Origin of the sequence: Caryophanon tenue (genome assembly GCF_001700315.1) — a bacterium.
Lineage (GTDB): Bacteria > Bacillota > Bacilli > Bacillales_A > Planococcaceae > Caryophanon > Caryophanon tenue.
On the sequence record NZ_MASJ01000003.1, the window covers coordinates 440464 to 464268 of the forward strand.

Below are 23805 nucleotides of genomic sequence, written 5' to 3' on the forward strand. Positions count from 1 at the left end.
GTTGCTCAGCACATCTTTTTTATTTAATCGGCAGCTTCCGAAATGGAAGTTGCCATTTGCGTGTATAAGAAAGTACACGTAAAGCCGTAATGACGACGAACACAATATATAAGGCAATGTCGGACACTGCTAAGCCAAACCAAATCGCAATCGCTGCTAAAATGGCCCAAGCAGCATAAATTTCATCGCGTAATACAAGTGGTTTTCGTTGTGCTAATAAATCACGTACAATACCACCACCACATCCTGTTAATACCGCAGCTACAATGGCTGCACTGAGCGGTAAACCTAAATTAACAGCATGTAGAGCGCCTTGAATGGCAAATGCAGATAAACCGATTGCATCGGTGAAATTCCCCCAACGATGCCAGTGCGACAGTAGGCGATGTGGAAATAAGAAAAATAGCGTGATCGAAAATAAGGCAACTTGGAACATCATTTCTTGGCTCCATAAAGTGGAGACGGGTAGTCCGATTAACAGATTACGGATTGCACCGCCACCAAACGCAGTTACGATGCCGAGTAAATAGACTCCAAATAAATCATAGCCTTCTTCCATTGCAATAATGGCACCTGAAATTGCAAAGGCAATCGTACCAATAATGCTGAACACTTCCCAAGCCATGTCATCATACGTCCTTCCTTTTTACATACTGCCAAGATTGTAGCAAACTTTTTCGAAATGCACTATGTTTTTTTCTATTTCTGTCACAAGTGATTCGTTGTCCCAAAACGTGAGAGAATGTGGTACATTGATAGAATGACAAATTAATAGCAATAGGAGTAAGAAAATATGTTTACATCGAGTTTAAGTACGCAAACAATCGAGCTTGCGCAAAAAGTAGAAGAAAAAGTATATCCGTACCACCGTGCTGTTGATGAGCGCGCGTTTATTAATCAGCAAAAAGTATTAAGTGCTTTTCGAAAGCATCAAGTAAGTGATTTCCATTTAAATCCGTCATCAGGCTACGGCTATGACGATGAAGGTCGTGACAATTTAGAGCGCGTATATGCGACAGTTTTCGGTGCAGAAGCGGCGATTGTCCGTCCCCAAATTATTTCAGGGACACATGCGATTACATTAAGCTTATTTGGTGTGCTACGTCCAAATGATGAGCTTGTTTATATTACAGGGAAACCATATGATACATTGCAGTCGATTGTAGACGGTGGCGATAAAGATACGGGTTCATTAAAAGATTTCCATATTGGTTATAAGCATGTCGATTTAATCGATAACCAAGAAATCGACTGGGCTGGGGTAGAAGCAGCTATAACAGAAAACACAAAAATGGTTGCGATTCAGCGTTCAAAAGGCTATGCGACACGCCCATCGTTTACAATCGCACAAATTCAAGACATGTGTGCGAAAATTCGTCTATTAGCACCACAAGCCATTATTTTCGTCGATAACTGTTACGGCGAATTTGTTGAGCTGCAAGAGCCAACAGAAGTAGGGGCAGATTTAATGGCAGGCTCACTCATTAAAAACCCAGGTGGCGGTTTAGCGAAAATTGGTGGCTATATCGCAGGACGTGCGGATTTAGTCGAACAATGTGCATACCGTATGACATCGCCAGGCATTGGTGCAGAAGCGGGCGCTACATTAAATACATTAGCGGACTTTTACCAAGGTTTCTTCCTAGCACCGCATGTTGTAGCACAAGCGCTAAAAGGCGCAATTTTCACATCGGCTATGTTAGAAGAAGTTGGTATGACCACATCGCCACATTATAGCGAAATACGTACGGATTTAATTCAGTCGGTGTCATTCCAAACGGCTGAGCAAATGGTTGCGTTTTGCCAAGAAATTCAAGCAGCGTCACCTATTAATGCTCATTTTGCACCAGAGCCTGCGTATATGCCGGGTTATGAAGATGATGTTATTATGGCAGCGGGCACATTTGTACAAGGGTCAAGTATTGAACTAACAGCGGACGGTCCAATTCGTCCACCATATACAGCATTTATTCAAGGTGGCTTAACGTATGAACACGTTAAATTTGCCACGTGTGCAGCTGTACAAAAAATTACAGCACAGTAAGCAACTTTTAAAAGCTTTTCTCGTCTAGGTGTAGAGGAGAGGAGCTTTTTTTACGTGGAATTTATTGATTGGTATACATATTATGTGCTGCATTTAGATGAATTAATTGATTATATATTAGAACGTTTTGGTACATGGATTTATGTGATTTTATTCGGCATTATTTTTGCTGAAACAGGCTTCATTATTTTTTCGTTTTTACCAGGAGACTCGTTATTGTTTGCCGCAGGAACATTTGCCGGGCTAGGGGAGTTAAATATTTGGCTATTAGTAGTAGGCTTCTTTTTAGCTGCAACGCTTGGCGATATGCTTAACTTTACGATTGGTCGTTATTGCGGACAAATGCGTTGGGTACGCCGTATGGTAAATAAAAAAAATATGGCAAAAGCACAGCACTTTTTTGAGACGTATGGTGGCATTACCGTCTTATTAGCGCGTTTTATGCCGGTGTTACGTTCGCTCATTCCGTTTGTTGCAGGTGCGAGTGAGATGCGTTATCGCTATTTTATGTTTTACAATATGCTTGGTGCGCTCATTTGGGGTGTGGGTTGTACTGTACTTGGTTACTTTTTAGGGACGATTCCGTGGGTGCAAGATAACTTTATGCTGGTCATTATCGCGATTATGTTCACGACAATAATCCCACCGATTTATGCTATGATAAAAGCACGAACACGTAAGCGCTAACATAAGGGGGAGTTTGTGTGAAGTGGTTTGCTGTTTTGACAATGGTATGTATGTTGCTTGTCGGGTGTCAGCAACAACAAGCAGAGCAAGCAGTTGTTGGCAGTATGGCACCGTCGTTTACAGCGCCAACACTACAGCAAGAGGAACTTGATTTGGCGGCATTTAAAGGCAAGCGTGTCATGCTAAATTTTTGGGCAACGTGGTGTGGGCCATGTCGTGATGAATTGCCGCATATGCAGCAATATTACGACGAAGCAACGGATATTGAAATGATTGCGATTAATCGGACGGACCAAGATTATGGGATCGACAAAATACAAGCATTTACCGATGAATATGGACTGACGTTTCCGGTAGTGCTCGATGAAGATGGTGACATTGCGAAAAAGTACGGTGTTTTAGCCATCCCATCGACGTATTTTTTAGATGAGAACGGGACGATTACAGCGGTAATTAGTGGTCCACTTACAGCCGAACAAATTGCGACTTATATGGACTAAAGCTTGCTAGACTTCACTTCTAGCAAGCTTTTTTGTTGTATGCTACAATGGTATGTGCTGAACATGAACGAATAGAAAGGAAGATTAACTATGGGTGTTGCATCGAAACCAGGTGCAGAGCAACTGTCGCCCGCTAAACTAATGTGGCAAATGACACGCCCGCATACATTGACCGCGACATTTGTGCCGGTTATTTTAGGGACAGTTATTGCATTATTTGAAGCAAGCATGAACTGGGTTATGTTTTTCGCGATGTTAATCGCATGTTTTTGCTTACAAATTGCGACGAATTTATTCAATGAATATTATGATTTTAAACGAGGCTTAGACACAGCTGATTCAGTCGGGATTGGCGGCGGGATTGTCCGTCACGGGCTACAGCCGAAAAATGTATTAACGGTTGCCTTTTTACTATATGCGGTTGCAGCAGTTATTGGCATTTATATTTGTTCTCAAACGAGTTGGATGTTATTAATTATTGGGCTTGCAGGCATGGCGGTAGGTTATTTATATACAGGTGGTCCGCTTCCGATTGCGTATACGCCATTTGGTGAAGTATTCTCAGGCTTATTTATGGGGACGGCGTTTATTTTAATTGCGACGTATATTCAAACAGGTACCATTACAGAGTTAAGCTTGTTTATTTCTGTGCCGATGGGTGTGTTAGTCGGCTTAATCAATATGTCGAACAATATTCGTGACATTGAAGAAGATACAATTGGTGGACGCAAGACGTTGCCGATTTTACTTGGACGTAAAAAAGCGATTTTTGTGCTAGGCATTGGTTTTGCATTTGCATACATTTGGATTATTCAATTAGTCGTATTAGGCGATATTACACCGTGGGCATTGCTTGTATTAGTAAGCTTACCAAAACCTCTAAAAGCATTTACAAGCTTTAAAGAAGGTTTAGGGAAACCAGCAGTGACGGGCTTAGCCATGAAATCAACAGCACTGACAAATACATTTTATGGTGCGCTACTGTCGATTGGGCTAGCGATTGAATTATTACTAAAATAATAATATAAAATGAAGCATACGCGAATGTACTCGTTATTTCGTGTATGCTTTCTTTTGTAGAGTTGCCTTTTTGCGATGGCTTGACCTGTTATTTTTACGAATAAAAAAACAAAAAATGTCAAAGTGAATGCTTATTTTGGAACATTTTCGCTGATTAATAGACAGAATATACGCATTAGTGTTAGAATAAAAAGAAAATGATGTTAGGTTTTCTTACATAGATTTGACAAAGTTTTTGACAGTCTGTATGATGAACCTAGCTAGAGGAGAGGTGAAGGTAGATGAGTAGTGAAATTCGACGTTCAATGCCATTGTTACCAATCAGTATTGTGATGCAGTTAACCGAATTAACAGCGCGTCAAATCCGCTATTATGAGGAGCATCATTTAATTGAGCCGCATCGCACAGAAGGAAACAGACGTATGTTTTCACTGAATGATGTTGATACCCTTCTAGAAATTAAAGATTTACTAGAGCAAGGCATCAATATGGCAGGCATTAAAAAAGTTTTTGCATTAAAAGACTTGCCAGAGAGCGAAAGCGCAGCGGAAGAAATTTCAGATTCAGAACTTCGACGTATTTTACGCGAAGAGATGCGTCAGGCGCAACGCATGCAAAAAACATCGATTCGACAAGGCGATTTATCACGATTCTTTCAATAGTTTCGTATAAATAGATAAAAACTATAAACCATTATTAGGAGTGTGCATTTTCGTGGGTAAATACACAAAAGACGATATCCATCGTTTAGTCAAAGAACAAGAAGTAAAATTCATCCGTTTACAGTTTACTGATATTTTAGGAACGATTAAAAACGTTGAAATTCCAGTAAGCCAGTTAGACAAAGCGTTAGACAACAAAATGATGTTCGATGGTTCATCAATCGAAGGTTTCGTTCGTATTGAAGAATCAGATATGTACTTATTCCCTGATTACGATACATTTATGATTTTCCCTTGGACAGCTGAAAAAGGCAAAGTAGCACGTTTTATTTGTGACATTGCTCGTCCAGACGGAACACCTTTTGAGGGGGACCCACGTTCGAACTTAAAGCGCGTATTAAAAGAAATGGAAGATCTAGGGTTCACAGACTTTAACTTAGGGCCTGAGCCAGAATTCTTCTTATTCAAATTAGACGCTAAAGGCGAACCAACTCTTGAGGTAAACGACCACGGTGGTTACTTCGACTTAGCACCAACAGATTTAGGTGAAAACTGTCGTCGTGATATCGTATTAGAGCTTGAAGAAATGGGCTTTGAAATCGAAGCATCACACCATGAAGTAGCACCAGGTCAGCACGAAATCGACTTTAAATATGCAGATGCAATTCAAGCATGTGATAATATCCAAACATTTAAATTAGTTGTAAAAACAATCGCACGTAAACACGGTTTACACGCTACATTTATGCCAAAGCCATTATTCGGTGAAGCTGGTTCAGGCATGCACTTTAACGTATCATTATTTAAAGGCAAAGAAAATGCTTTCTATGATGACTCAACAGAGCTAGGCTTATCAGAAACAGCAATGCAATTTATGGCGGGAGTGTTAAACCACGTAAAAGGTTTCACAGCGGTTATTAACCCAACAATTAACTCATACAAACGTTTAGTACCAGGTTACGAAGCACCATGTTACGTAGCATGGTCAGCACAAAACCGTTCACCATTAATTCGTATTCCATCGTCTCGTGGTGTATCAACACGCGTAGAAGTACGTTCAGTAGACCCATCTGCAAACCCATACTTAGCGATGGCGGTGATTTTAGAAGCTGGTCTAGAAGGTATTCGTCAACAAGCGACACCACCAGCAGCAATTAACCGCAACATTTATGTGATGAGTGAAACAGAGCGTAAAGCAAACGGTATTGATAATTTACCAGCTTCATTAGAACATGCATTACAATTACTTGCAGAAGATGAAGTAGCGAAAAAAGCATTAGGTGAACACATCTATGCAAACTTCCGAGAAGCAAAAGAAATTGAGTGTGAAATGTTCCGTACACAAGTACATCAATGGGAACGTGACCAATATTTAAAAATGTATTAATTTTAAGCAGTTCCATTAGCATTTATACGCTAATGGAACTATTTTTTTGGTCGGTTGGTGAAATATTTCATAACAATAGTAGTGAATGACACGATTTAGACATCAATACACAAACCTTCGTCGCATTGACAACACTAGTAAAGATTAGGGAAAATAGGGGGTGTAATACTTAGTTGAAGGAGTTTTTTTGATGAGTTGGCTTATTCCACTGCAAACGTCTAGTGAACAATCGCAAACTACCGAAGATGAAGCAATGAAAGAACGCGCATCTTATCAGTCTCATTCGCAAGTAGTTCGCTTGTATCATTCAAGACGACATGAATTTAATGATGAAGGAATCCATAAAAATGGTACGTTTTTAGATGATGAAGGCTACAATATAGATGGTTTTAATTACTTTGGTTATGACCGCGAAGGCTATGACCGTGGAGGCTACAACCGTCACGGCTATGATCGAGATGGCTACAATAAACAGGGTTACAATAAACAGGGTTACAATCGAGAAGGATTAGACGCCTATGGTTATGATGTGGATGGCTATCACCACCTAACAGGCTATAATCGCAACGGTTATGACCGAGAAGGCTACGATGAAGAAGGTTATAATCGCTTTGGATTTAACCGCGAAGGCTATACACGGTATGGCTATGATAAGTATGGCTATGACAAAGACGGCTATACAATTGCTGGCTACAATAAAGACGGCTATAATCGACAAGGGTATAATCGAGAAGGCTATAACGAAGCTGGGTTAGATAAAGATGGATTTGATCAACAAGGCTATAATCGCGACGGAGAAAAACGCGATGTGCGCTTTAATTATTTCCATCGTTAAGAACGAAACGTTTATTGCATACAGCAGTAAGCGTTTTTTGTTTTGAAAAAATACGGTATGATAGAACAAATAGAAGGAGGGTATAATGTTGAACATTGAATTTACAAAAATGCACGGCTTGGGCAATAATTACTTATACATCAATTTATTTGAACATACATATGACGAAGCGTTATTTGTACCACTTGCAATTGCGATGTCCGATGTAAACCGAGGCATCGGTGCAGATGGGCTCGTACTGATTCACCAAACAGCTGATGCGGATTGTGGCATGCGTATTTTTAATAAAGATGGCTCTGAAGCATCGAACTGTGGCAATGCATTACGCTGTGTCGCAAAATACGTATATGATCGCGGATTACTGCCAAGAGCTACATTTACGATTCAAACGAAGTCGGGCATTAATTATGTATCGTTACAAGTGGCAAATGGGGAAGCAACATCGATTACGATTAATATGGGACAGCCAAAATTCGAACGACAAGCGATGCCGATGCAAGGTGAAGCAACTGCACATGTCATTCATGAACCATTTGACGTTGATGGTGAAACATTGCATATGACCAATGTCTTTTTAGGGAACCCTCATGCGGTATTTTTTGTTGAACACATTGAACAAGCACCTTTATATACACTTGGTGAAAAAATTGAGAAGCATCCTATATTCCCAGAACGCACCAATGTCGAGTTTATTGAAGTTGTCAATGACACAGAACTAAACTTTCGTGTTTGGGAGCGCGGGTCAGGTGTTACCGAAGCTTGTGGCACAGGGGCATGCGGAGCAGTAGTTGCAGCTGTTGTCAATGGGCATTGTAAGCGGAATGAAGATGTAACGGTTCATTTAGCGGGCGGCGATTTAACGATTAAGTGGGATGAAGCCGGTGACGTGTGGATGACAGGGCCAGCAGCGTTTATTGCGGACGGTACATTTTTTTACAATCAATAATAAATATGAAAAGCTGTGTAGGGCATAAAGCACCTATACAGCTTTTTATTAATGAATATTACGATATAAGCCAACAACTTTGCCTAAAATCGTGACATGCTCAACGATAATAGGAGCCATTGTTGCATTTTCTGGTTGTAGGCGGAAGTAGCCATCTTCTTTAAAGAAGCGTTTGACCGTTGCTTCGTTATCGAGTGTCATTGCGACAACAATATCGCCGTTTTGTGCAGTTGTTGTTTGACGCACGATGACGTAGTCACCGTCTAAAATACCGGCTTCAATCATTGATTCGCCCATAATTTCTAACATGAAAATATGGTCATCTGCGTTCCCGTACGTATTCGGTAAAGGGAAATATTCTTCAATATTTTCAATCGCTGTAATCGGCGAACCTGCAGTTACCTTTCCGATTAACGGTACGTGAATGACGTCTGTTTTTTGTAAGCCGCTTACATCTGCTTGGTCTAAAATTTCAATGGCACGAGGCTTCGTAGGATCTCGGCGAATTAATCCTTTTGCTTCGAGCCTTGCTAAATGGCCATGAACAGTGGAACTAGATGCTAAGCCAACCGCTTCTCCGATTTCTCGAACAGATGGTGGATAGCCTTTTGTACGTACTTCTTCTTTAATGAAACTTAAAATATCATTTTGTCGTTTAGAAGCTTTTTTCATTTTGTTTCACCTCTCCTACTGCAATTTATTACAGATAGTATAACAAGTGTTCGGTTAAAGTGCAAACACAAGTTCGAAAAACATATTGACAAAAACAAGTGTTCGATTTAAATTGGAAGTAATAAACGAACAAACATTCTAAAAGAGGTGAAAGAATGATGAAAAATATACTGAAATTTTTTAGTTATGTCGTATGCGCAGCAGTCGTGTTATGTGCAATGGGCTTATTTATGTTAAATGAAGATGTGACATACAATGAAATGAACATACCAGAAGGAGAAGATTTATATACATTAGCCGAAAAATATCGTGGTACACTATCAATAAGTGAATGGATAGCCATTGTTAAACGTGAAAATGACATGTATGGCACGTATGTATACGAAGGACAAACATTAATTATTCCCGTTCATAAAGACCTTCCGAGTGTGGAAGACGATTCTATAAAGTTAGCGAGAAATACACAATGACAAAAAAATGTGTTTTATATTGCCGTGTGAGCACCGAAAAAGAGGCGCAACAAACGTCGTTAGCACGTCAAGAAGAAGAGTTAACGATGTTTGCGAAGGAGCAAGGTTACAGCATTGCGCACGTATTTATCGAGCAAGAAAGTGGCTATGATGTAGACCGTGAAGAGTTACTCAATATGCTCGATTATATTAAAGATGAGCAAATCGACGTTGTATTTGTGCAAGACGAAACGCGCTTAGGTCGCGGAAACGCACGTATGGCGATTATCCATATGCTACAAAAAAATAATACAACCGTTTATACATTAAGTGACGGTGGCAAAATGGCACTGACAGATGTCGACCAAATGCTGCTGGAAATTTTAGCGATTGTCGAAGAGTATCAGCGAAAAGTGCACAATGCGAAAATTAAACGGGGTATGAGAAGAGCGGTAGAAAAGGGATATCGCCCTGAAAAAAACTTAACAACACGAGGGAATCCAGAAGGACGTGAGCGTATTGATGTGCCGATTGAAGAAATTGTGGCACTACGAAAAGAAGGCTATACGTATAAAGAGATTGAAACGACGCTCCAAAACCGCGGCTACGAGGTAAGTAAAGCGACAATTCATCGACGTTTTATGGAATATCAATCGAGGCTAGAAGATTAAATACTTGCGATTCTAGCCTTTTTTGCATACCTTTGTATAGAAGGTATTTAAGAAAGGTTGAGAACACATGTTATCAAAAGAAAAATTACAACGTATTAACGAATTATCAAAGAAGAAAAAAGCAGGCACGTTAACGGAAGTTGAAGCGAAAGAGCAAACAGCTTTACGCAAAGAGTATTTAGAAACATTCCGCGCGACGATGCGTGATAATATTGAACATTTAACAATCGTTGACCCAGAAGGTAATGATGTTACACCAGACAAGTTAAAACAAATTAAAGCGAACAAATTCCTTAATTAGTATGACATAATTGTGGATTAGGATAACTTTTTTTCTTAATTCGTGTAAATAGCATTGTTTTATTGACGCTTTTTGCATAAACTGTACTATGAAGATTTTATTATGGAACGAGAAAGGATGTCACTTTAACATGACTCTACAAGCGGATCAATTAGCGATTAACGCTATCCGAACATTATCAATTGACGCAATCGAAAAAGCAAATTCTGGTCACCCAGGTTTACCAATGGGTGCAGCGCCAATGGCTTACACTTTATGGACAAAACAACTTCGTCACAACCCACAAAATCCAAAGTGGTTCAACCGCGATCGTTTCGTACTTTCAGCAGGTCACGGCTCGATGCTATTATATAGCTTATTACATTTAGGTGGTTATGGTTTAGAGTTAGACGAAATTAAAAACTTCCGTCAATGGGATTCAAAAACACCAGGTCACCCAGAGTTTGGTCATACTGTAGGTGTTGAAGCAACAACAGGTCCATTAGGTCAAGGTATCGGTATGGCTGTTGGTATGGCAATGGCAGAAGCACATTTAGCGGCAACATATAATAAAGAGGGTCATAACATCGTTGATCATTACACATATGCATTATGTGGCGATGGCGATTTAATGGAAGGTGTAGCAGCAGAAGCAATTTCATTAGCTGGTCACTTAAACTTAGATAAATTAATCGTTTTATACGATTCAAATGATATTTCATTAGATGGCGATTTAGAGAAATCATTCTCTGAGAACATCCAAAAGCGTTTTGAGTCTTACGGTTGGAGCTATTTAAAAGTACAAGATGGCAATGACATTGAAGATGTAAATGCAAAAATTGAAGCGGCAAAACAATTAAATTCACCAACAATCATTGAAGTGAAAACAGTAATTGGCTTCGGTTCACCAAACAAATCAGGTAAAGCAGATTCTCACGGTGCGCCACTTGGTACAGACGAAGTAACATTAACGAAAGCGGCATATGGTTGGGAGCATGAAGCATTCAACATTCCAGCAGACGTATATGATACATTTACACAAGCAGCACAAGTACAAGGTGTTGATGCAGAAGCGGCATGGAATGCACAGTTCGAAGCATATAAAGCAGCATTCCCAGAGCTTGCAGCACAATTAGAAGAAGCGATTGAAGGGAAAGTCGTTGTAACAGAATTACCATCGTATGAAGTTGGTCAATCAATCGCAACACGTTCATCTTCAGGTGACGCAATTAATGCAATTGCAAAAGCAGTGCCATCATTCTTCGGTGGTTCGGCTGACTTAGCAGGTTCAAATAAAACGACGATGAAGGGCGCTGGCGACTTCGCAAAAGAAGACTACGCTGGTCGCAATATTTGGTTCGGTGTACGTGAATTTGCAATGGGTGCAGCATTAAATGGTATGGCGTTACATGGTGGCTTAAAAGTATTCGGTGGTACTTTCTTTGTATTCTCTGACTACGTACGTCCAGCGATTCGTTTATCAGCGCTTATGGGCTTACCAGTAACATATGTATTTACACATGATTCAATTGCTGTTGGTGAAGATGGTCCAACGCATGAGCCAATCGAGCATTTAGCTTCATTACGCGCAATGCCAAACTTATCGGTGATTCGTCCAGCAGATGCACATGAATCAGCGGCAGCTTGGAAGTTAGCAGTAGAGTCAACGAATGTGCCAACAGTATTAGTATTATCTCGCCAAAACTTACCAGTATTAGACGCACCAGTTGATGCAATTTATACAGGTGTTGAAAAAGGTGCATACGTAGTATCACCAGCAACAAAAGATGTAGCGGATGCAATTTTAATTGCAACAGGTTCTGAAGTATCTCTTGCTGTAGAAGCACAAAAAGCATTACTAGCAGATGGAATTGACGCATCAGTTGTATCAATGCCTTCAGTAGACCGCTTTGATAAGCAGTCAGCAGACTACAAAGAATCAGTATTACCAAAAGCAGTGACAAAACGTTTAGCAATCGAAATGGGTTCTTCATTCGGATGGCATAAATACACTGGATTTGAAGGTGACGTACTTGCAATTGATAAGTTCGGCGCTTCTGCACCAGGTGAAATTGTGATGGCTGAGTACGGCTTCACAGTTGAAAATGTTGTTGCAAAAGTAAAAGCACTATAATTTCAATAAACGTTCACAAACAGCGCCGAAAAGCATTGCTTTTCGGCGCTGTTTTCATTGTTCGATGATTATTTTTCTGTCATAATGATGGAAAGGCACACGACATTTTCTGAGTTCATATAGTAACGACTTTAGAATTAGTGTATAATCGAGCGTGGAGAGTTTTTCTCGGACATCGCAAGCGGAGGAGGTTTGTTATAATGGCTTTATGGTTAGCAATCGTATTAATTATCGTTGCTTTAATCGGTGGTACGGCTTTAGGTTTCTTTATCGCACGTAAATACATGGAGAAATACTTAAAAGAGAACCCACCAATTAATGAAAATATGTTACGCATGATGATGATGCAAATGGGTCAAAAACCATCTGAAAAGAAAATTCGTCAAATGATGGCGCAAATGAATAAATTCCAAGATAAATAAGTTGAAATAGGGCAGTCTGCACGCGCAGATGTGCCCTATTTTTTAGTTTGCTACGTATTGGCGTAAAAAGCGTGCCACCACTTCTTCATATTCAGCAGGGTTCACATTGAAGCTTTGCGCATGAGCACCGTGTTCAAATAAATGAAGCGCCTTTTGATCGGCTTTCGCATTGTATAAATCAACGGACATATTGGCTGGAATATAAGCGTCCGGCAAGCTATGCAAAAAAAGGACAGGCTTTTCAATATGACGAACAGCATCAATAGGGGTTACACTACCAATAGAATAGCCATCACGTAAGCGCACGAAAAACTGCCCGATATGGTACGGCAATGTATGCATTTTTAACTCGGATGTCATAATCGTTGCGAGCAGTGCACGGAAGCTTGAAAAGGCACAATCCGAAATATAAAAGTCGGCATCATCTGCAATTGTTCCGGCATATAAAAGTGTTGTCGCAGCGCCCATTGATTCGCCGTGAATGCCGATAGCAGCATGTTCACCAACAATGTGACGCACATGTTTTACGACGGCTTGTAAATCGAATTTTTCGTAGTGGCCGTAGCTTGTCGTTTTGCCACCGGATTCACCGTGCCGACGATGATCATAAATAACTGTGTTAAAACCGAGGCGTTCGAACATACGCGCATAGCGAGCGGAGTTAATTTTATTTTCAGTAACACCGTGACAAATAATGACGGTGTTCGGTGTATCGAGCGGTCGAAGGAAATAGCCCTTTAATAAATAACCGTTTGGCGAGTCAATGGTTAATGTTTCTTTCGTACATTGTTGAAACCATGCTTCATCATAGCGCTTTGCATCAATTTCACGTTGTAAAATTGTTGTATCTTCTTTCTTTTTAATGTACATAATACGATTGGATATATGCACACCAAGGGAGCTGACAGCTGCAGCTGCAACACTCGCAGCAATCGTTGGGATAAGCCAAGTGCGTTTTTTCATATTATTCACCTCATGACGATTATACCACGCATACATATTCGCAAAGAAACGTCTTCATGCTACAATAAGATGAAAGAATTGGAGGGACGTCCGATGGCAAAGAAAAAACAAACGCCAGCAGCACAAAGTTATGATAAAAAAGAGCAAGTGACATTAAAGGACCAACTTGGCGGTGACGTACTTGCGAAGCTACAACAAGCAAAACAAGGACTCGTTGAAAAAGAAGAACAACAAGCAAAAGCCGTGGCAGAGCAAAAGCGTAAAGAGAAAAAAGAGCGCGAAAAAAATATGTCATTTGAAGAGTTACTGAACTTATACGGTGACAAAACGTCTAAGTATTAATACAAATTGCACAGTTTCGTAAAGAAATTGTGCGATTTCCGTTGAATTTTGGAAACGCTTTCAATTGCGACATAAAATCGCCACCATGTTTACAAAATTGTAAGCATCCCTACTCTTGAAATAGGAGTTATCTTAGTAGTAAGATAAAATTACAAAAAGTTACTAATTTTAAAGAGAAAGCGAGGCATGAAGAATGACCGTTACGATTTATACACAATCAAGCTGTTCTTCATCCAGAAAAGCGATTAAATGGTTGAAGGCACATGACATTGCCTTTCACGAAAAACGCATTACATCTGCATCACTAACGATGGCGGAGTTTAAAGAAATTTTAAGTATGACAGAAGAGGGTACAGACGATATTATTGCAACGAATTCAAATGACTTTAAAGCGCTGCAAGTAGATATTGACCAGTTATCGATTCAACAATTATATGAGCTTATTCAACAGCATCCACGTTTGTTGCGCAGCCCGATTGTAAAAGATGAAAAACGTCTACAAGTAGGCTATAACGAGATTGATATTCGTCGCTTTATCCCACGTAAAGTACGTGCGTTTGAACTGAATTTATTACAGCAAAAAGCGATGGACGTGTAAAAACAGCCCTAGAGAAAAAACTAGGGCTGTTTCTTTTTGCGTAATTTATTTGTTTTATAAATGACCCATGCAATGGATACGAAGAAAAATGCGCCTGTTGTGTCAATATATACATCTTTAATCGTCCCGGTACGGTCGGGTGAAAAACTTTGACGAAATTCATCGAGTGAACCGAGTATAAAAACCGCAGCAATCGCAATAAGCGGTGCAAACGGTCGTTTGCGTAGCACATAGTAAATGACGACACCAATGATGCCGAAAAATGAAAAGTGCGTACCTTTCCGAATTAAAAATTCAAGAAAATGATAATAGCCAGATCTTTCTACTGAAATCAGGCGATTCCAGTACGTAATCTCAAATTGGCTTAAAAAACCGATAAATGGTTGTGTTGGTAATAATGTTTGTAATAATGGAATTAATGTTTGTTGTTCATACGACGTATTGGAAAAGATGGCAAGTAATAAAAGTAATACGCCGAGAACGATATATTTTTTCATCGGTGTTCTGTATAAATAGACTGCTTTGTTTGCGTTGTCGCAAACGTTACATCACTAAGCTCTTGTGCTAATTCATATGCTGAAAGTGTTGTACGCAATTGTTCATCTGAGCTTGCGCCAATGACCGTTGACGCAACAGCTGTATGGTTTAAGTTAAATGCAATCGCTGCAGCCTGTAAATTTCCATAATGCTGTTCCAACGCATTAAGTGTCGTTGTTAAATCGTGATATGTGTAATCTAAATAGCCATCTTCTTTCATACGGTCTTTCCATTCATAAGACAATAAGCCTTTTGCAATCGTCCCGCGTGTGACAACTGATGCACCCGCTTCTTCAATTGCGTCAAACCATTCTTCAGGGCGACGGTCAAGCAAGCTATACTGCATCATTACTGAAGCGGCATTGCTTGGTGGTACGAAGCGTTGAATGACATTTGGACGAATGGATGAAATGCCATATGCTCGAATTAACCCTTCTTTTTTTAACGTTTCAAATGTATCGATTACTTCTTCGAGTTGGTCATCCATTGTACCGCCATGTAATTGATAAAGGTCGATATAATCTGTATCAAGGCGCTGTAAGCTATTTCGAACAGCGCGATTAATATAATCACTTGAGGTATCCCACGACCATCCCTCTTGCCCCTCTATCCACTTATTGCCGACTTTTGTGGCGATGTGCACATCGTGACGATGGTGCTTTAATAATTGGCCGATGAGTTCTTCGTTTTTACCTTGGTTATATAAATCAGCTGTATCAAAGTAGTTGATACCGTAATCAAGTGCTAACGCAATAATTGGCTCTGCTTCTTCGAAAGTTGTAGGTAGTGACATACAACCAAGCCCTAATTCAGAGACGAAAAGCTCACTTTGTCCTAATTGGCGTTTGTTCATGAAAATCCTCCTTTTCTTTCCTGTCTATTCTTAATAATGGTACAATGATTGGTAGCAATAAAACAAGCGAGGGATGCGACATGAAAAAATTTGAAGAGAAAACGTTACATACAGAAGCAATTTTTAACGGACGTATTATTTCATTACAAGTAGACGATGTGTCACTACCAAATGGTGCGACAGCTAAGCGTGAAATTGTGAAACATCCAGGAGCAGTAGCGGTAATTCCAATAACAGATGATGGCAAAATCATAATGGTCGAACAGTACCGTAAAGCGCTAGAGCGTTCTATCATCGAAGTGCCAGCAGGGAAGCTTGAGCCAGGCGAAGAACCGATTGTCACAGCACGACGTGAACTAGAGGAAGAAACAGGCTACGGCTGTGAAACGTTAACGTATATTCAAAGTTTTGCAACGTCGCCAGGTTTTGCGAATGAAATTATTCACATGTATGCGGCAAGTGGTCTTTATAAAATCGAGCATCCGGTAGCAGGGGATGACGATGAATTTGTAGAATTATTATATGTAACGATTGAAGAAGCGGAAGCAATGGTTCAGTCTCAGGCGATTTACGATGCGAAAACAGCGTTTGCAGTAATTTGGGCAAAAATGCAAAAATAAGACATAGATGTATGCGTCATTATACGCCTTGTGTTATGCAGCTATCGCTACGTATAGAAAGAACATGCTTGGCAAAGTTATGTGAATTAAGGCAGATTTTAGGCAAAAAGTGAAAAGTACTCGCATATCGACTATATTTCGCTTATACTATGTGATGGTTTATATTATCAGCATGTTACGATTCATCGAAGAACAACAAAACGTTTATTACTAAAACGTGACATATTTTGAAGAAGCAATCGTCTTATTTCTCGTTTATGAGTGTACCAATCTTGTCAGCAGAATTAATCATTTGGTATAATAAGATGAGTTTAGGAGGGCGTCATATGGAGAGCCGTATTGATCGAATAAAAAAACAGTTGCATAGTGCTAGCTATAAGCTGACGCCTCAGCGAGAAGCGACAGTCGCGGTCCTTTTAGAAAACGAAGAAGATCATCTTTCAGCGGAAGATGTATACTTACTAGTAAAAGAAAAAGCACCGGAAATTGGCTTGGCAACTGTGTATAGAACACTAGAATTATTAACTGAATTAAAAGTCGTTGATAAAATTAATTTCGGAGACGGTGTATCGCGTTATGACTTACGTCAAGAAGGCGCAACACATTTCCACCACCATCTAGTATGTTTAGAATGTGGTGCTGTTGATGAAATTCAAGAAGACTTGCTTGAAGATGTTGAGACGATTGTAGAAAATCGTTGGAACTTCCAAATTAAAGACCATCGTTTGACATTCCATGGCATTTGCTGGCGTTGTCATAGCGAAGAAAATGAATAAATACAGAGCCTAGCAATAGGCTCTGTATTTTTTTATCGGTACAATCACTTTAACAATAGAAGAAAAGGGGTATAACTATGAATGAAGCACAATTTGCACTTGAAGATTATTTACATTTTTTGCGTGTAGAACGTCAGCTTGCGACAAATACATTACGCTCGTATGAACGCGATTTACAAGCGTATTTAGCCTATGTGGATGATAGCGCATTGCCATTAGCGCAAATTGACCGATTACATATTGTGCAATTTTTGCAGCGGTTAAAAGAGCAAGGGAAAAGTACAAGTACCATTTCACGTCATATTTCGTCCATTCGTAAATTCCACCAGTTTTTACTTCGCGCACGTTTAAGTGACACGGACCCGACTGTACATTTAGAAATGCCAAAGCAAGAGAAGAAACTGCCGCATGTATTAAACATTGAGCATATTGAACAGCTACTAGAAGCGCCGAATAAAGAAACTGCACAAGGTTTACGGGATTGTGCGATTTTAGAATTGTTATATGGTAGTGGTATTCGTGTCAGTGAGTGTTTATCGTTAAATTTAGAAGATTTACATTTATCAATGGGCTTTATTCGCGTGTTTGGTAAGGGTGGCAAGGAGCGTATTATTCCACTTGGTCGCAGTGCTGTAGAGGCGTGTGATGCATATGTTCGACAGGCACGACAACTTTTACTTGGTAGTGCCCCTGCAACGGATGCTTTTTTTGTGAATCAACGCGGTGGACGTTTAACACGTCAAGGCATTTGGAAGATTTTAAAGCAACACGCACAAACAGCAGGTATTCAGATTGACATCACGCCACATATTTTACGCCATTCATTTGCCACACATTTAGTCGAAAACGGCGCAGATTTACGTGCGGTACAAGAGATGCTTGGACACGCAGATATTTCAACTACACAAATTTATACCCATGTCAGCAAAACACGATTATCGGAAGTCTACAAGCAATTTCATCCGCGCGCATAAATTTTTGTTAGTCAGAGGTCTGACGTATATTTTTTTAAAAATATTTGGTAGAATAGAACAAGCAGTAGTGTAGGAGGAAAAAACGATGACATTTAAAAAAGTACATGTAATTGTAATGGATTCAGTTGGGATTGGTGAAGCACCAGACGCTGAAAAATTTGGCGATGTAGGTTCTGATACGCTTGGACATATCGCAGAAAAAATGAACGGCTTACACATGCCGAATATGGCAGCACTAGGCTTATCAAATATTCGCGACATTCAAGGTGTTGAGAAAGCGGATACACCGAAAGCATACTTTACAAAAATGCAAGAAGCATCCGTAGGAAAAGATACAATGACAGGTCATTGGGAAATTATGGGCTTAAACATCGATAAGCCATTCAAAGTTTATCCAGACGGTTTCCCACAAGCGCTAATTGATGCGATTGAAGAAAAGACAGGTCGTAAAGTAGTTTGTAACTTACCGTATAGTGGTACACAAGTAATTGATGACTTCGGTCCAGCACATATGGAAGAAGGCAATATTATTGTGTATACATCTGCTGACCCAGTGCTACAAATTGCAGCACATGAAGATATCATTCCGTTAGAAGAATTATATAAAATTTGTGAAATTGTACGTGAGTTAACATTAGACCCGAAATATTTAGTAGGGCGTGTGATTGCTCGTCCATTCATTGGCACACCAGGTAATTTTGCGCGTACAGCGAACCGTCATGATTATGCGTTATCACCATTTGGTCGTACAACAATGGATGAATTAAAAGATGCTGGCAAAGATGTTATCGCTATCGGGAAAATTTCGGATATTTTCAACGGTGCAGGAGTAACAGAATCATTACGCACAAAAGATAACACAGATGGTATGGACAAATTAGCAGAAGTAGTACGTCGTGACTTTAACGGTTTAAGCTTCTTAAACTTAGTCGATTTCGATGCAAACTTTGGACACCGTCGTGACCCAATTGGCTATGGAGAAGCGCTAGAGGAATTTGACCGTCGTTTGCCAGAAATTATTGACGCATTAGGTGACGATGATTTATTAATGATTACAGCAGACCACGGCAATGACCCAACATTTGAAGGAACAGACCATACGCGTGAATATGTACCGTTACTTGTGTACTCACCACGCTTTAACGGCGGCAGTGAATTAGCAATGCCAGAAACATTTGCTGATATCGCAGCGACGATTGCGGAGAACTTCAATGTAGCTGCACCACCATTTGGTACAAGCTTTTTAGGTCAACTAAAATAATAAAGAAAAGGTGGCTACGGAAAACGTATGCCACCATCTTCCGTTAAGGCGTTTTGCAACTTTCGAAGCGGTCAGACGTCTTATTTATAGCTTTGACGCGTTATGCGCGAAAATAATAGAAAGAAGTGACGCATATGAATATCGTAAGCATTATTGAACATAAGAAAAATCACCAATCGTTAACAAAAGAAGAAATCCAATTTTTCATTCAAGGATATGTTGCAGGTGACATTCCAGATTATCAAATTTCCGCATTATTAATGGCGATTCGCTTAAACGGTATGACCCCAGAAGAAACATTTGCATTAACAGATGCGATGATTCAATCAGGTGACGTCGTTGATTTATCTTCAATCGAAGGGTTTAAAGTAGATAAGCATTCAACAGGCGGTGTTGGCGACAAAGTAACATTAGTGGTAACACCAATTTTAGCGGCGCTTGGCGTACCTGTAGCGAAATTTTCTGGTCGTGGCTTAGGTATTACAGGCGGGACATTAGATAAATTAGAATCCATTAAAGGCTTACGTGTCGAGCTTGAAATGGATGAGTTTATTGCAAATGTGCAAAATGCAAACATTGCAGTAGCAGGTCAAACAGCAAATATCGTACCAGCGGATAAAAAATTATATGCACTACGTGATGTAACAGGAACAGTGGACTCGATTCCGTTAATCGCAGCATCAATTATGTCGAAAAAAATCGCTTCCGGTGCTGATGGGATCGTATTAGACGTAAAGTACGGTAACGGTGCGTTTATGAAAACTGAAGAAGAAGCACAAACACTTGGACAAGCGATGCAAGAAATTGGTGAAGCATTTAACCGTAAAATGAAAATTCATTACTCAGATATGAATAATCCACTTGGTCGTTTCATTGGTAATAAGCTAGAAGTAGTCGAAGCAATCGACGTATTAGCGGGGAACTTTGAGAAAACAAGTAAAGATTTAATTGATACGTGCGTAGATGTTGCAACAGATATGTACAATATGGCAACAGACAACAAGCCAACTGCACGTGAAGAAGTGCTAGCAGTTCTTGAAAACGGTCAAGCAAAAGAGAAATTATTTGAAATGATTCGTTTACAAGGCGGCGATGTAACAGATACAGTGATGAACGACGTAGCATATAAAGTAGCGGTTGTTGCGGATAAAGCGGGAGTTGTACAATCAATCGATGCACAACAAATCGGTGAAGTATCTGTATCACTTGGCGCAGGTCGTTTAACGAAAGAATCTGTACTTGATTTTGATGCAGGTATTGAATTAGTCGTTAAAGACGGCGCAGAAGTTGCAGTTGGTGATACAGTCGCGTATTTATATGCGAACAAAGAAATTTCAGCGGCAATCGTTGAACAAGCGTTACGCGCATATAACGTACAATAATATAATAGATGAAAAAGCTCGCCTAAACATAGGGCGGGCTTTTTTGTTTTGTGCAAGCAGTATATGAATATGTGCATAATTATAAGAGGTCTGACAGTTCTAAAAAGTTCAGTAAGTATTGTCAGCATAAACGAAACATATTTGTGAGAGTGTTTGTGATTCTTTATAATTATTCAATTTATCGAATAATTTTAGTCGTCGTTGTTGCGGTTGCAAAAGGTCTGTGGTAAAGTTTTTTCATAATTACGTTTTGAGGTTAAACGCGATTAACGAAGAAATTTGATGAATGATAAGGAGCAAAAAACGATGCATTTATATGGAACACAGGCAATTAAAGATAATGAATTAACAATCGGTGGCGTATCAACAACAGAATTAGCAAATACATATGGTACACCATTATTTGTATATGACACAGCATTAATTCGTGAACGTGCACAAGGCTTCGTCGAAACATTTAAAGAGCTAGGTGTACAAGCACAAGTAGCATATGCATCAAAAGCATTTGCATGTGTAGCGATGTACCAACTAGCTGTACAAGAAAACTTATCAGTAGATGTTGTATCAGGAGGCGAGCTATACACAGCGTTAAAAGCAGGTGTACCAGCAGAGCGCATTCACTTCCATGGTAACAATAAAAGCGTAGAAGAAATTGAAATGGCGTTTGACGCAAAAATCGGCTGCATCGTCGTGGATAACTTTTACGAAATCGAATTAATTAATACAATCGCACAACAAAAAAATGCCAACATGAACGTGTTACTACGTGTAACACCAGGTGTTGAGGCACACACACATGAATTTATTACAACGGGCCAAGCAGATTCAAAATTTGGCTTTGATTTAAATAATGGGCAAGCAGATGATGCCTTTAAAGCAGCGCAAGAAAAATCGGGCATTACATTACTTGGTTTACATTGCCATATCGGTTCTCAAATTTTCGAAACAGAAGGCTTTAGCTTAGCAGCCGGAAAGTTAATGGCGAAATTAGGGGCTTGGCGTGACGAAACAGGCTTTACACCACAAGTATTAAATTTAGGTGGCGGCTTTGGTATTCGTTATACAGCAGAAGACACACCACTTGCACCACAGCAATATGTAGCAGATATGATTCAAGTTGTAAAAGAAGAGGCACAAAAATTAAACCTAGATGTACCAGAGATTTGGATTGAGCCAGGTCGTTCACTTGTTGGTGATGCAGGTACTTCTTTATATACAATCGGTTCTCAAAAAACAGTACCAGGTGTACGTGAATACATCGCAGTTGATGGCGGGATGAGCGATAATATTCGCCCAGCATTATATGATGCGAAGTACGAAGCAGTCATTGCTAATAAAGCAAATGAAGCGGCAGACTATACGTACACAGTAGCGGGTAAATTATGTGAGTCTGGTGATAAATTAATGACAGACGCAAAATTACAAAAGGCAGAAGAAGGCGACATTTTAGCGATGTTCTGTACGGGGGCATATGGCTACTCAATGGCATCAAACTATAACCGTGTAGCACGTCCTGCTGTTGTATTTGTAGAAAATGGACAACATCAACTAGTAATTCGTCGTGAAAGTTATGAAGATTTAATTCAAAATGATTTACCATTCACGTTAAAATAAACTCATAAAGGGGGATGGCAACGTGAGAGGTTCTAATCGTAAGTGGTTAATAATGTTGCTAGGAGTAGGTTTTGCGTGGGGAATTGTCTATTGGTTAAGCGTCTTTTTCTGATGGGAAAAGACTGGTAAAAAATTTGCCCTTCTGTCTGAAATCATGTAGGATATGTCATATGCAATTATGTGACTGAAAAAAATGAGGGATTAAATATTATGTTATATCGTTACAAAAAAGCTTTCGAAAAATTAGCGATGGGATTATTATCGTTTAACCCAGCGCAAAAGGATTTGAAAAAGCTACAAGAGACGATGGCACGTTATGAAGAAGATGAACAATGGCACTTATATTTATGGAAGCAAGACGATGAATATTTGGGCTTAATCGGTGTACAATACGACAACGAAACAGCATATGTTCAGCATATCTCGGTTATGCCGAGCCATCGCGGAGAAGGCATTGCGCGTTGTATGATTGAAGCTGTTGAGCAATTGCCAGGCGTGTCGCATGTTGTGCCGTTAAATGGAACAGCACCTCTTGTTGAAAAATGTACGAGACAATCATAAGCAGCACGACGCTGTAAACTTAAAAAGGGCGTGTCTTAGACGGATGTCTAAGGCACGTCCTTACTTTATGCTCGGCGCGCGGCAATTTTAGCATCGCGTGCTTCATATACTTCTGTGCGGTCACGTAATTTATGCTTGTCGCGTAAAAAATCCTCATCTGCTGGTGGTAAGTTTGCGATACATTGCATAATATGTGCGTGAAGCTCCACGTGGTGAACAGGCAGTGAAAATGGTGTAAATGGCTGTTGTTGCATCATTTGTTCTTTCGTGTTTTGAAGGCGCTCTAGTAATTGCGGCATATGAAAAACCGTTAATAACGGATGTGCTTGTTGAGCATTTATACAAGCAATCCCTTTTTCAAAAATACGGATAGCGCCGCGTAAATTGCCGCGTCGCCAATGATACATACCTGTTGCGATTTGTACGAGTCCAACTAATACATGTTCTTTATCGCGCGGCGCGATGTCTTTCCAATATTCCTCTAAAACTTCGTGGCATTCAAAATAATCACGATTGCCATTAAAATAGGTGATATAATCAATAAACAATGGATGGAATGATGGATGATGCAATTGTTGTTCACTTCCTCTATACTAAAATGGAGTTTAAAATGAC

At 39.8% G+C, this 23805-nt stretch carries 28 protein-coding genes; 22 read left to right on the top strand and 6 right to left on the bottom strand.

Features of this window, described 5'->3' with window-relative positions:
- Window positions 1-19 precede the first annotated feature (19 nt).
- Complete coding sequence (locus tag A6M13_RS05265; RefSeq protein WP_066543515.1) at window positions 20-625, bottom strand: trimeric intracellular cation channel family protein; 606 nt, start codon at window positions 623-625, stop codon at window positions 20-22.
- Between the two features lie 168 nt (window positions 626-793).
- Here A6M13_RS05265 and A6M13_RS05270 point away from each other — a divergent pair, with 168 nt between their 5' ends.
- The 8 genes from A6M13_RS05270 to dapF all read left to right on the top strand — a co-directional run bounded on the left by A6M13_RS05270 (window position 794) and on the right by dapF (window position 8081).
- Entirely contained in the window at window positions 794-2044 is a 1251-nt protein-coding gene (locus A6M13_RS05270; protein ID WP_066543518.1) for a methionine gamma-lyase family protein, read from the top strand.
- Window positions 2045-2098: 54 nt separating this feature from the next.
- Complete coding sequence (locus A6M13_RS05275; RefSeq protein WP_066543520.1) at window positions 2099-2731, top strand: VTT domain-containing protein; 633 nt, start codon at window positions 2099-2101, stop codon at window positions 2729-2731.
- Window positions 2732-2748: 17 nt separating this feature from the next.
- Window positions 2749-3231 carry a TlpA family protein disulfide reductase gene (locus A6M13_RS05280; protein ID WP_066543522.1) on the top strand — a complete coding sequence of 161 codons (483 nt, stop codon included), beginning with the start codon at window positions 2749-2751 and terminating at the stop codon, window positions 3229-3231.
- Window positions 3232-3321: 90 nt separating this feature from the next.
- Window positions 3322-4251 (top strand): 1,4-dihydroxy-2-naphthoate polyprenyltransferase, encoded by a 930-nt coding sequence (locus A6M13_RS05285; protein ID WP_066543524.1) that lies wholly within the window; start codon window positions 3322-3324, stop codon window positions 4249-4251.
- Between the two features lie 281 nt (window positions 4252-4532).
- The gene (locus A6M13_RS05290; RefSeq protein WP_066543525.1) at window positions 4533-4913 is read left to right on the top strand and encodes a MerR family transcriptional regulator; all 381 of its coding nucleotides are present in this window, start codon (window positions 4533-4535) and stop codon (window positions 4911-4913) included.
- Window positions 4914-4965: 52 nt separating this feature from the next.
- The gene (gene glnA / locus A6M13_RS05295) at window positions 4966-6300 is read left to right on the top strand and encodes a type I glutamate--ammonia ligase (protein ID WP_066543527.1); all 1335 of its coding nucleotides are present in this window, start codon (window positions 4966-4968) and stop codon (window positions 6298-6300) included.
- Window positions 6301-6490: 190 nt separating this feature from the next.
- Window positions 6491-7135, top strand: a complete 645-nt coding sequence (locus A6M13_RS05300) for a hypothetical protein (RefSeq protein ID WP_066543529.1) — start codon at window positions 6491-6493, stop codon at window positions 7133-7135.
- An 85-nt stretch (window positions 7136-7220) separates the two neighbouring features.
- Window positions 7221-8081, top strand: a complete 861-nt coding sequence (dapF, locus tag A6M13_RS05305) for a diaminopimelate epimerase (protein WP_066543531.1) — start codon at window positions 7221-7223, stop codon at window positions 8079-8081.
- Between the two features lie 48 nt (window positions 8082-8129).
- Here dapF and lexA read toward each other — a convergent pair whose 3' ends face one another.
- Complete coding sequence (lexA, locus tag A6M13_RS05310) at window positions 8130-8753, bottom strand: transcriptional repressor LexA (RefSeq protein ID WP_066543533.1); 624 nt, start codon at window positions 8751-8753, stop codon at window positions 8130-8132.
- A 155-nt stretch (window positions 8754-8908) separates the two neighbouring features.
- Between lexA and yneA the strand changes: the two genes are divergently transcribed.
- The 5 genes from yneA (at window position 8909) to A6M13_RS05335 (ending at window position 12709) form a co-directional block, all read left to right on the top strand.
- On the top strand, window positions 8909-9223 hold the full coding sequence (gene yneA, locus A6M13_RS05315) for a cell division suppressor protein YneA (protein ID WP_066543535.1): 315 nt from the start codon (window positions 8909-8911) through the stop codon (window positions 9221-9223).
- Window positions 9220-9873: a YneB family resolvase-like protein gene (locus A6M13_RS05320; protein ID WP_066543537.1), complete on the top strand. Its 654-nt coding sequence runs from the start codon at window positions 9220-9222 to the stop codon at window positions 9871-9873. The genes yneA and A6M13_RS05320 overlap by 4 nt, the downstream gene beginning before the upstream one ends.
- 67 nt (window positions 9874-9940) lie before the next feature.
- Complete coding sequence (locus A6M13_RS05325; protein ID WP_066543539.1) at window positions 9941-10174, top strand: DUF896 domain-containing protein; 234 nt, start codon at window positions 9941-9943, stop codon at window positions 10172-10174.
- Between the two features lie 130 nt (window positions 10175-10304).
- Complete coding sequence (gene tkt / locus A6M13_RS05330) at window positions 10305-12287, top strand: transketolase (protein ID WP_066543541.1); 1983 nt, start codon at window positions 10305-10307, stop codon at window positions 12285-12287.
- A 200-nt stretch (window positions 12288-12487) separates the two neighbouring features.
- Window positions 12488-12709 (top strand): YneF family protein, encoded by a 222-nt coding sequence (locus A6M13_RS05335; protein ID WP_066543543.1) that lies wholly within the window; start codon window positions 12488-12490, stop codon window positions 12707-12709.
- A 42-nt stretch (window positions 12710-12751) separates the two neighbouring features.
- Here the strand turns inward: A6M13_RS05335 and A6M13_RS05340 are convergent, their stop codons facing one another.
- Window positions 12752-13672, bottom strand: coding sequence for an alpha/beta hydrolase (locus tag A6M13_RS05340; protein ID WP_066543544.1), 921 nt, complete (start codon window positions 13670-13672; stop codon window positions 12752-12754).
- A gap of 93 nt (window positions 13673-13765) precedes the next feature.
- Between A6M13_RS05340 and A6M13_RS05345 the strand changes: the two genes are divergently transcribed.
- Window positions 13766-14014, top strand: a complete 249-nt coding sequence (locus tag A6M13_RS05345; RefSeq protein ID WP_066543545.1) for a YqkE family protein — start codon at window positions 13766-13768, stop codon at window positions 14012-14014.
- A gap of 193 nt (window positions 14015-14207) precedes the next feature.
- Window positions 14208-14612, top strand: coding sequence for a transcriptional regulator Spx (spx, locus tag A6M13_RS05350; protein WP_066543546.1), 405 nt, complete (start codon window positions 14208-14210; stop codon window positions 14610-14612).
- Between the two features lie 20 nt (window positions 14613-14632).
- Here the strand turns inward: spx and A6M13_RS05355 are convergent, their stop codons facing one another.
- Window positions 14633-15109: a VanZ family protein gene (locus A6M13_RS05355; protein WP_066543547.1), complete on the bottom strand. Its 477-nt coding sequence runs from the start codon at window positions 15107-15109 to the stop codon at window positions 14633-14635.
- Complete coding sequence (locus A6M13_RS05360; RefSeq protein WP_066543549.1) at window positions 15106-16002, bottom strand: aldo/keto reductase; 897 nt, start codon at window positions 16000-16002, stop codon at window positions 15106-15108. Before A6M13_RS05360 ends, A6M13_RS05355 begins: the two co-directional genes overlap by 4 nt.
- A gap of 80 nt (window positions 16003-16082) precedes the next feature.
- On the opposite strand from A6M13_RS05360, the gene A6M13_RS05365 reads away from it, so the two are divergent.
- The 7 genes from A6M13_RS05365 to A6M13_RS05395 all read left to right on the top strand — a co-directional run bounded on the left by A6M13_RS05365 (window position 16083) and on the right by A6M13_RS05395 (window position 23190).
- Window positions 16083-16622 (top strand): NUDIX domain-containing protein, encoded by a 540-nt coding sequence (locus tag A6M13_RS05365; protein ID WP_066543551.1) that lies wholly within the window; start codon window positions 16083-16085, stop codon window positions 16620-16622.
- A 326-nt stretch (window positions 16623-16948) separates the two neighbouring features.
- Window positions 16949-17398: a ferric iron uptake transcriptional regulator gene (gene fur, locus A6M13_RS05370; RefSeq protein ID WP_066543553.1), complete on the top strand. Its 450-nt coding sequence runs from the start codon at window positions 16949-16951 to the stop codon at window positions 17396-17398.
- Window positions 17399-17475: 77 nt separating this feature from the next.
- Window positions 17476-18372, top strand: coding sequence for a site-specific tyrosine recombinase XerD (gene xerD / locus A6M13_RS05375; protein WP_066543555.1), 897 nt, complete (start codon window positions 17476-17478; stop codon window positions 18370-18372).
- An 85-nt stretch (window positions 18373-18457) separates the two neighbouring features.
- A complete protein-coding gene (deoB, locus tag A6M13_RS05380) occupies window positions 18458-19633 on the top strand; it encodes a phosphopentomutase (RefSeq protein WP_066543557.1) in 1176 nt (391 codons plus the stop codon).
- Between the two features lie 134 nt (window positions 19634-19767).
- Window positions 19768-21015, top strand: coding sequence for a thymidine phosphorylase (locus tag A6M13_RS05385; RefSeq protein WP_066543559.1), 1248 nt, complete (start codon window positions 19768-19770; stop codon window positions 21013-21015).
- Window positions 21016-21321: 306 nt separating this feature from the next.
- Entirely contained in the window at window positions 21322-22629 is a 1308-nt protein-coding gene (gene lysA / locus A6M13_RS05390; RefSeq protein ID WP_066543561.1) for a diaminopimelate decarboxylase, read from the top strand.
- 210 nt (window positions 22630-22839) lie between these two features.
- A complete protein-coding gene (locus tag A6M13_RS05395) occupies window positions 22840-23190 on the top strand; it encodes a GNAT family N-acetyltransferase (RefSeq protein WP_066543563.1) in 351 nt (116 codons plus the stop codon).
- Window positions 23191-23255: 65 nt separating this feature from the next.
- Here the strand turns inward: A6M13_RS05395 and A6M13_RS05400 are convergent, their stop codons facing one another.
- A complete protein-coding gene (locus tag A6M13_RS05400; RefSeq protein WP_066543565.1) occupies window positions 23256-23762 on the bottom strand; it encodes a DUF309 domain-containing protein in 507 nt (168 codons plus the stop codon).
- Window positions 23763-23805 lie beyond the last annotated feature (43 nt).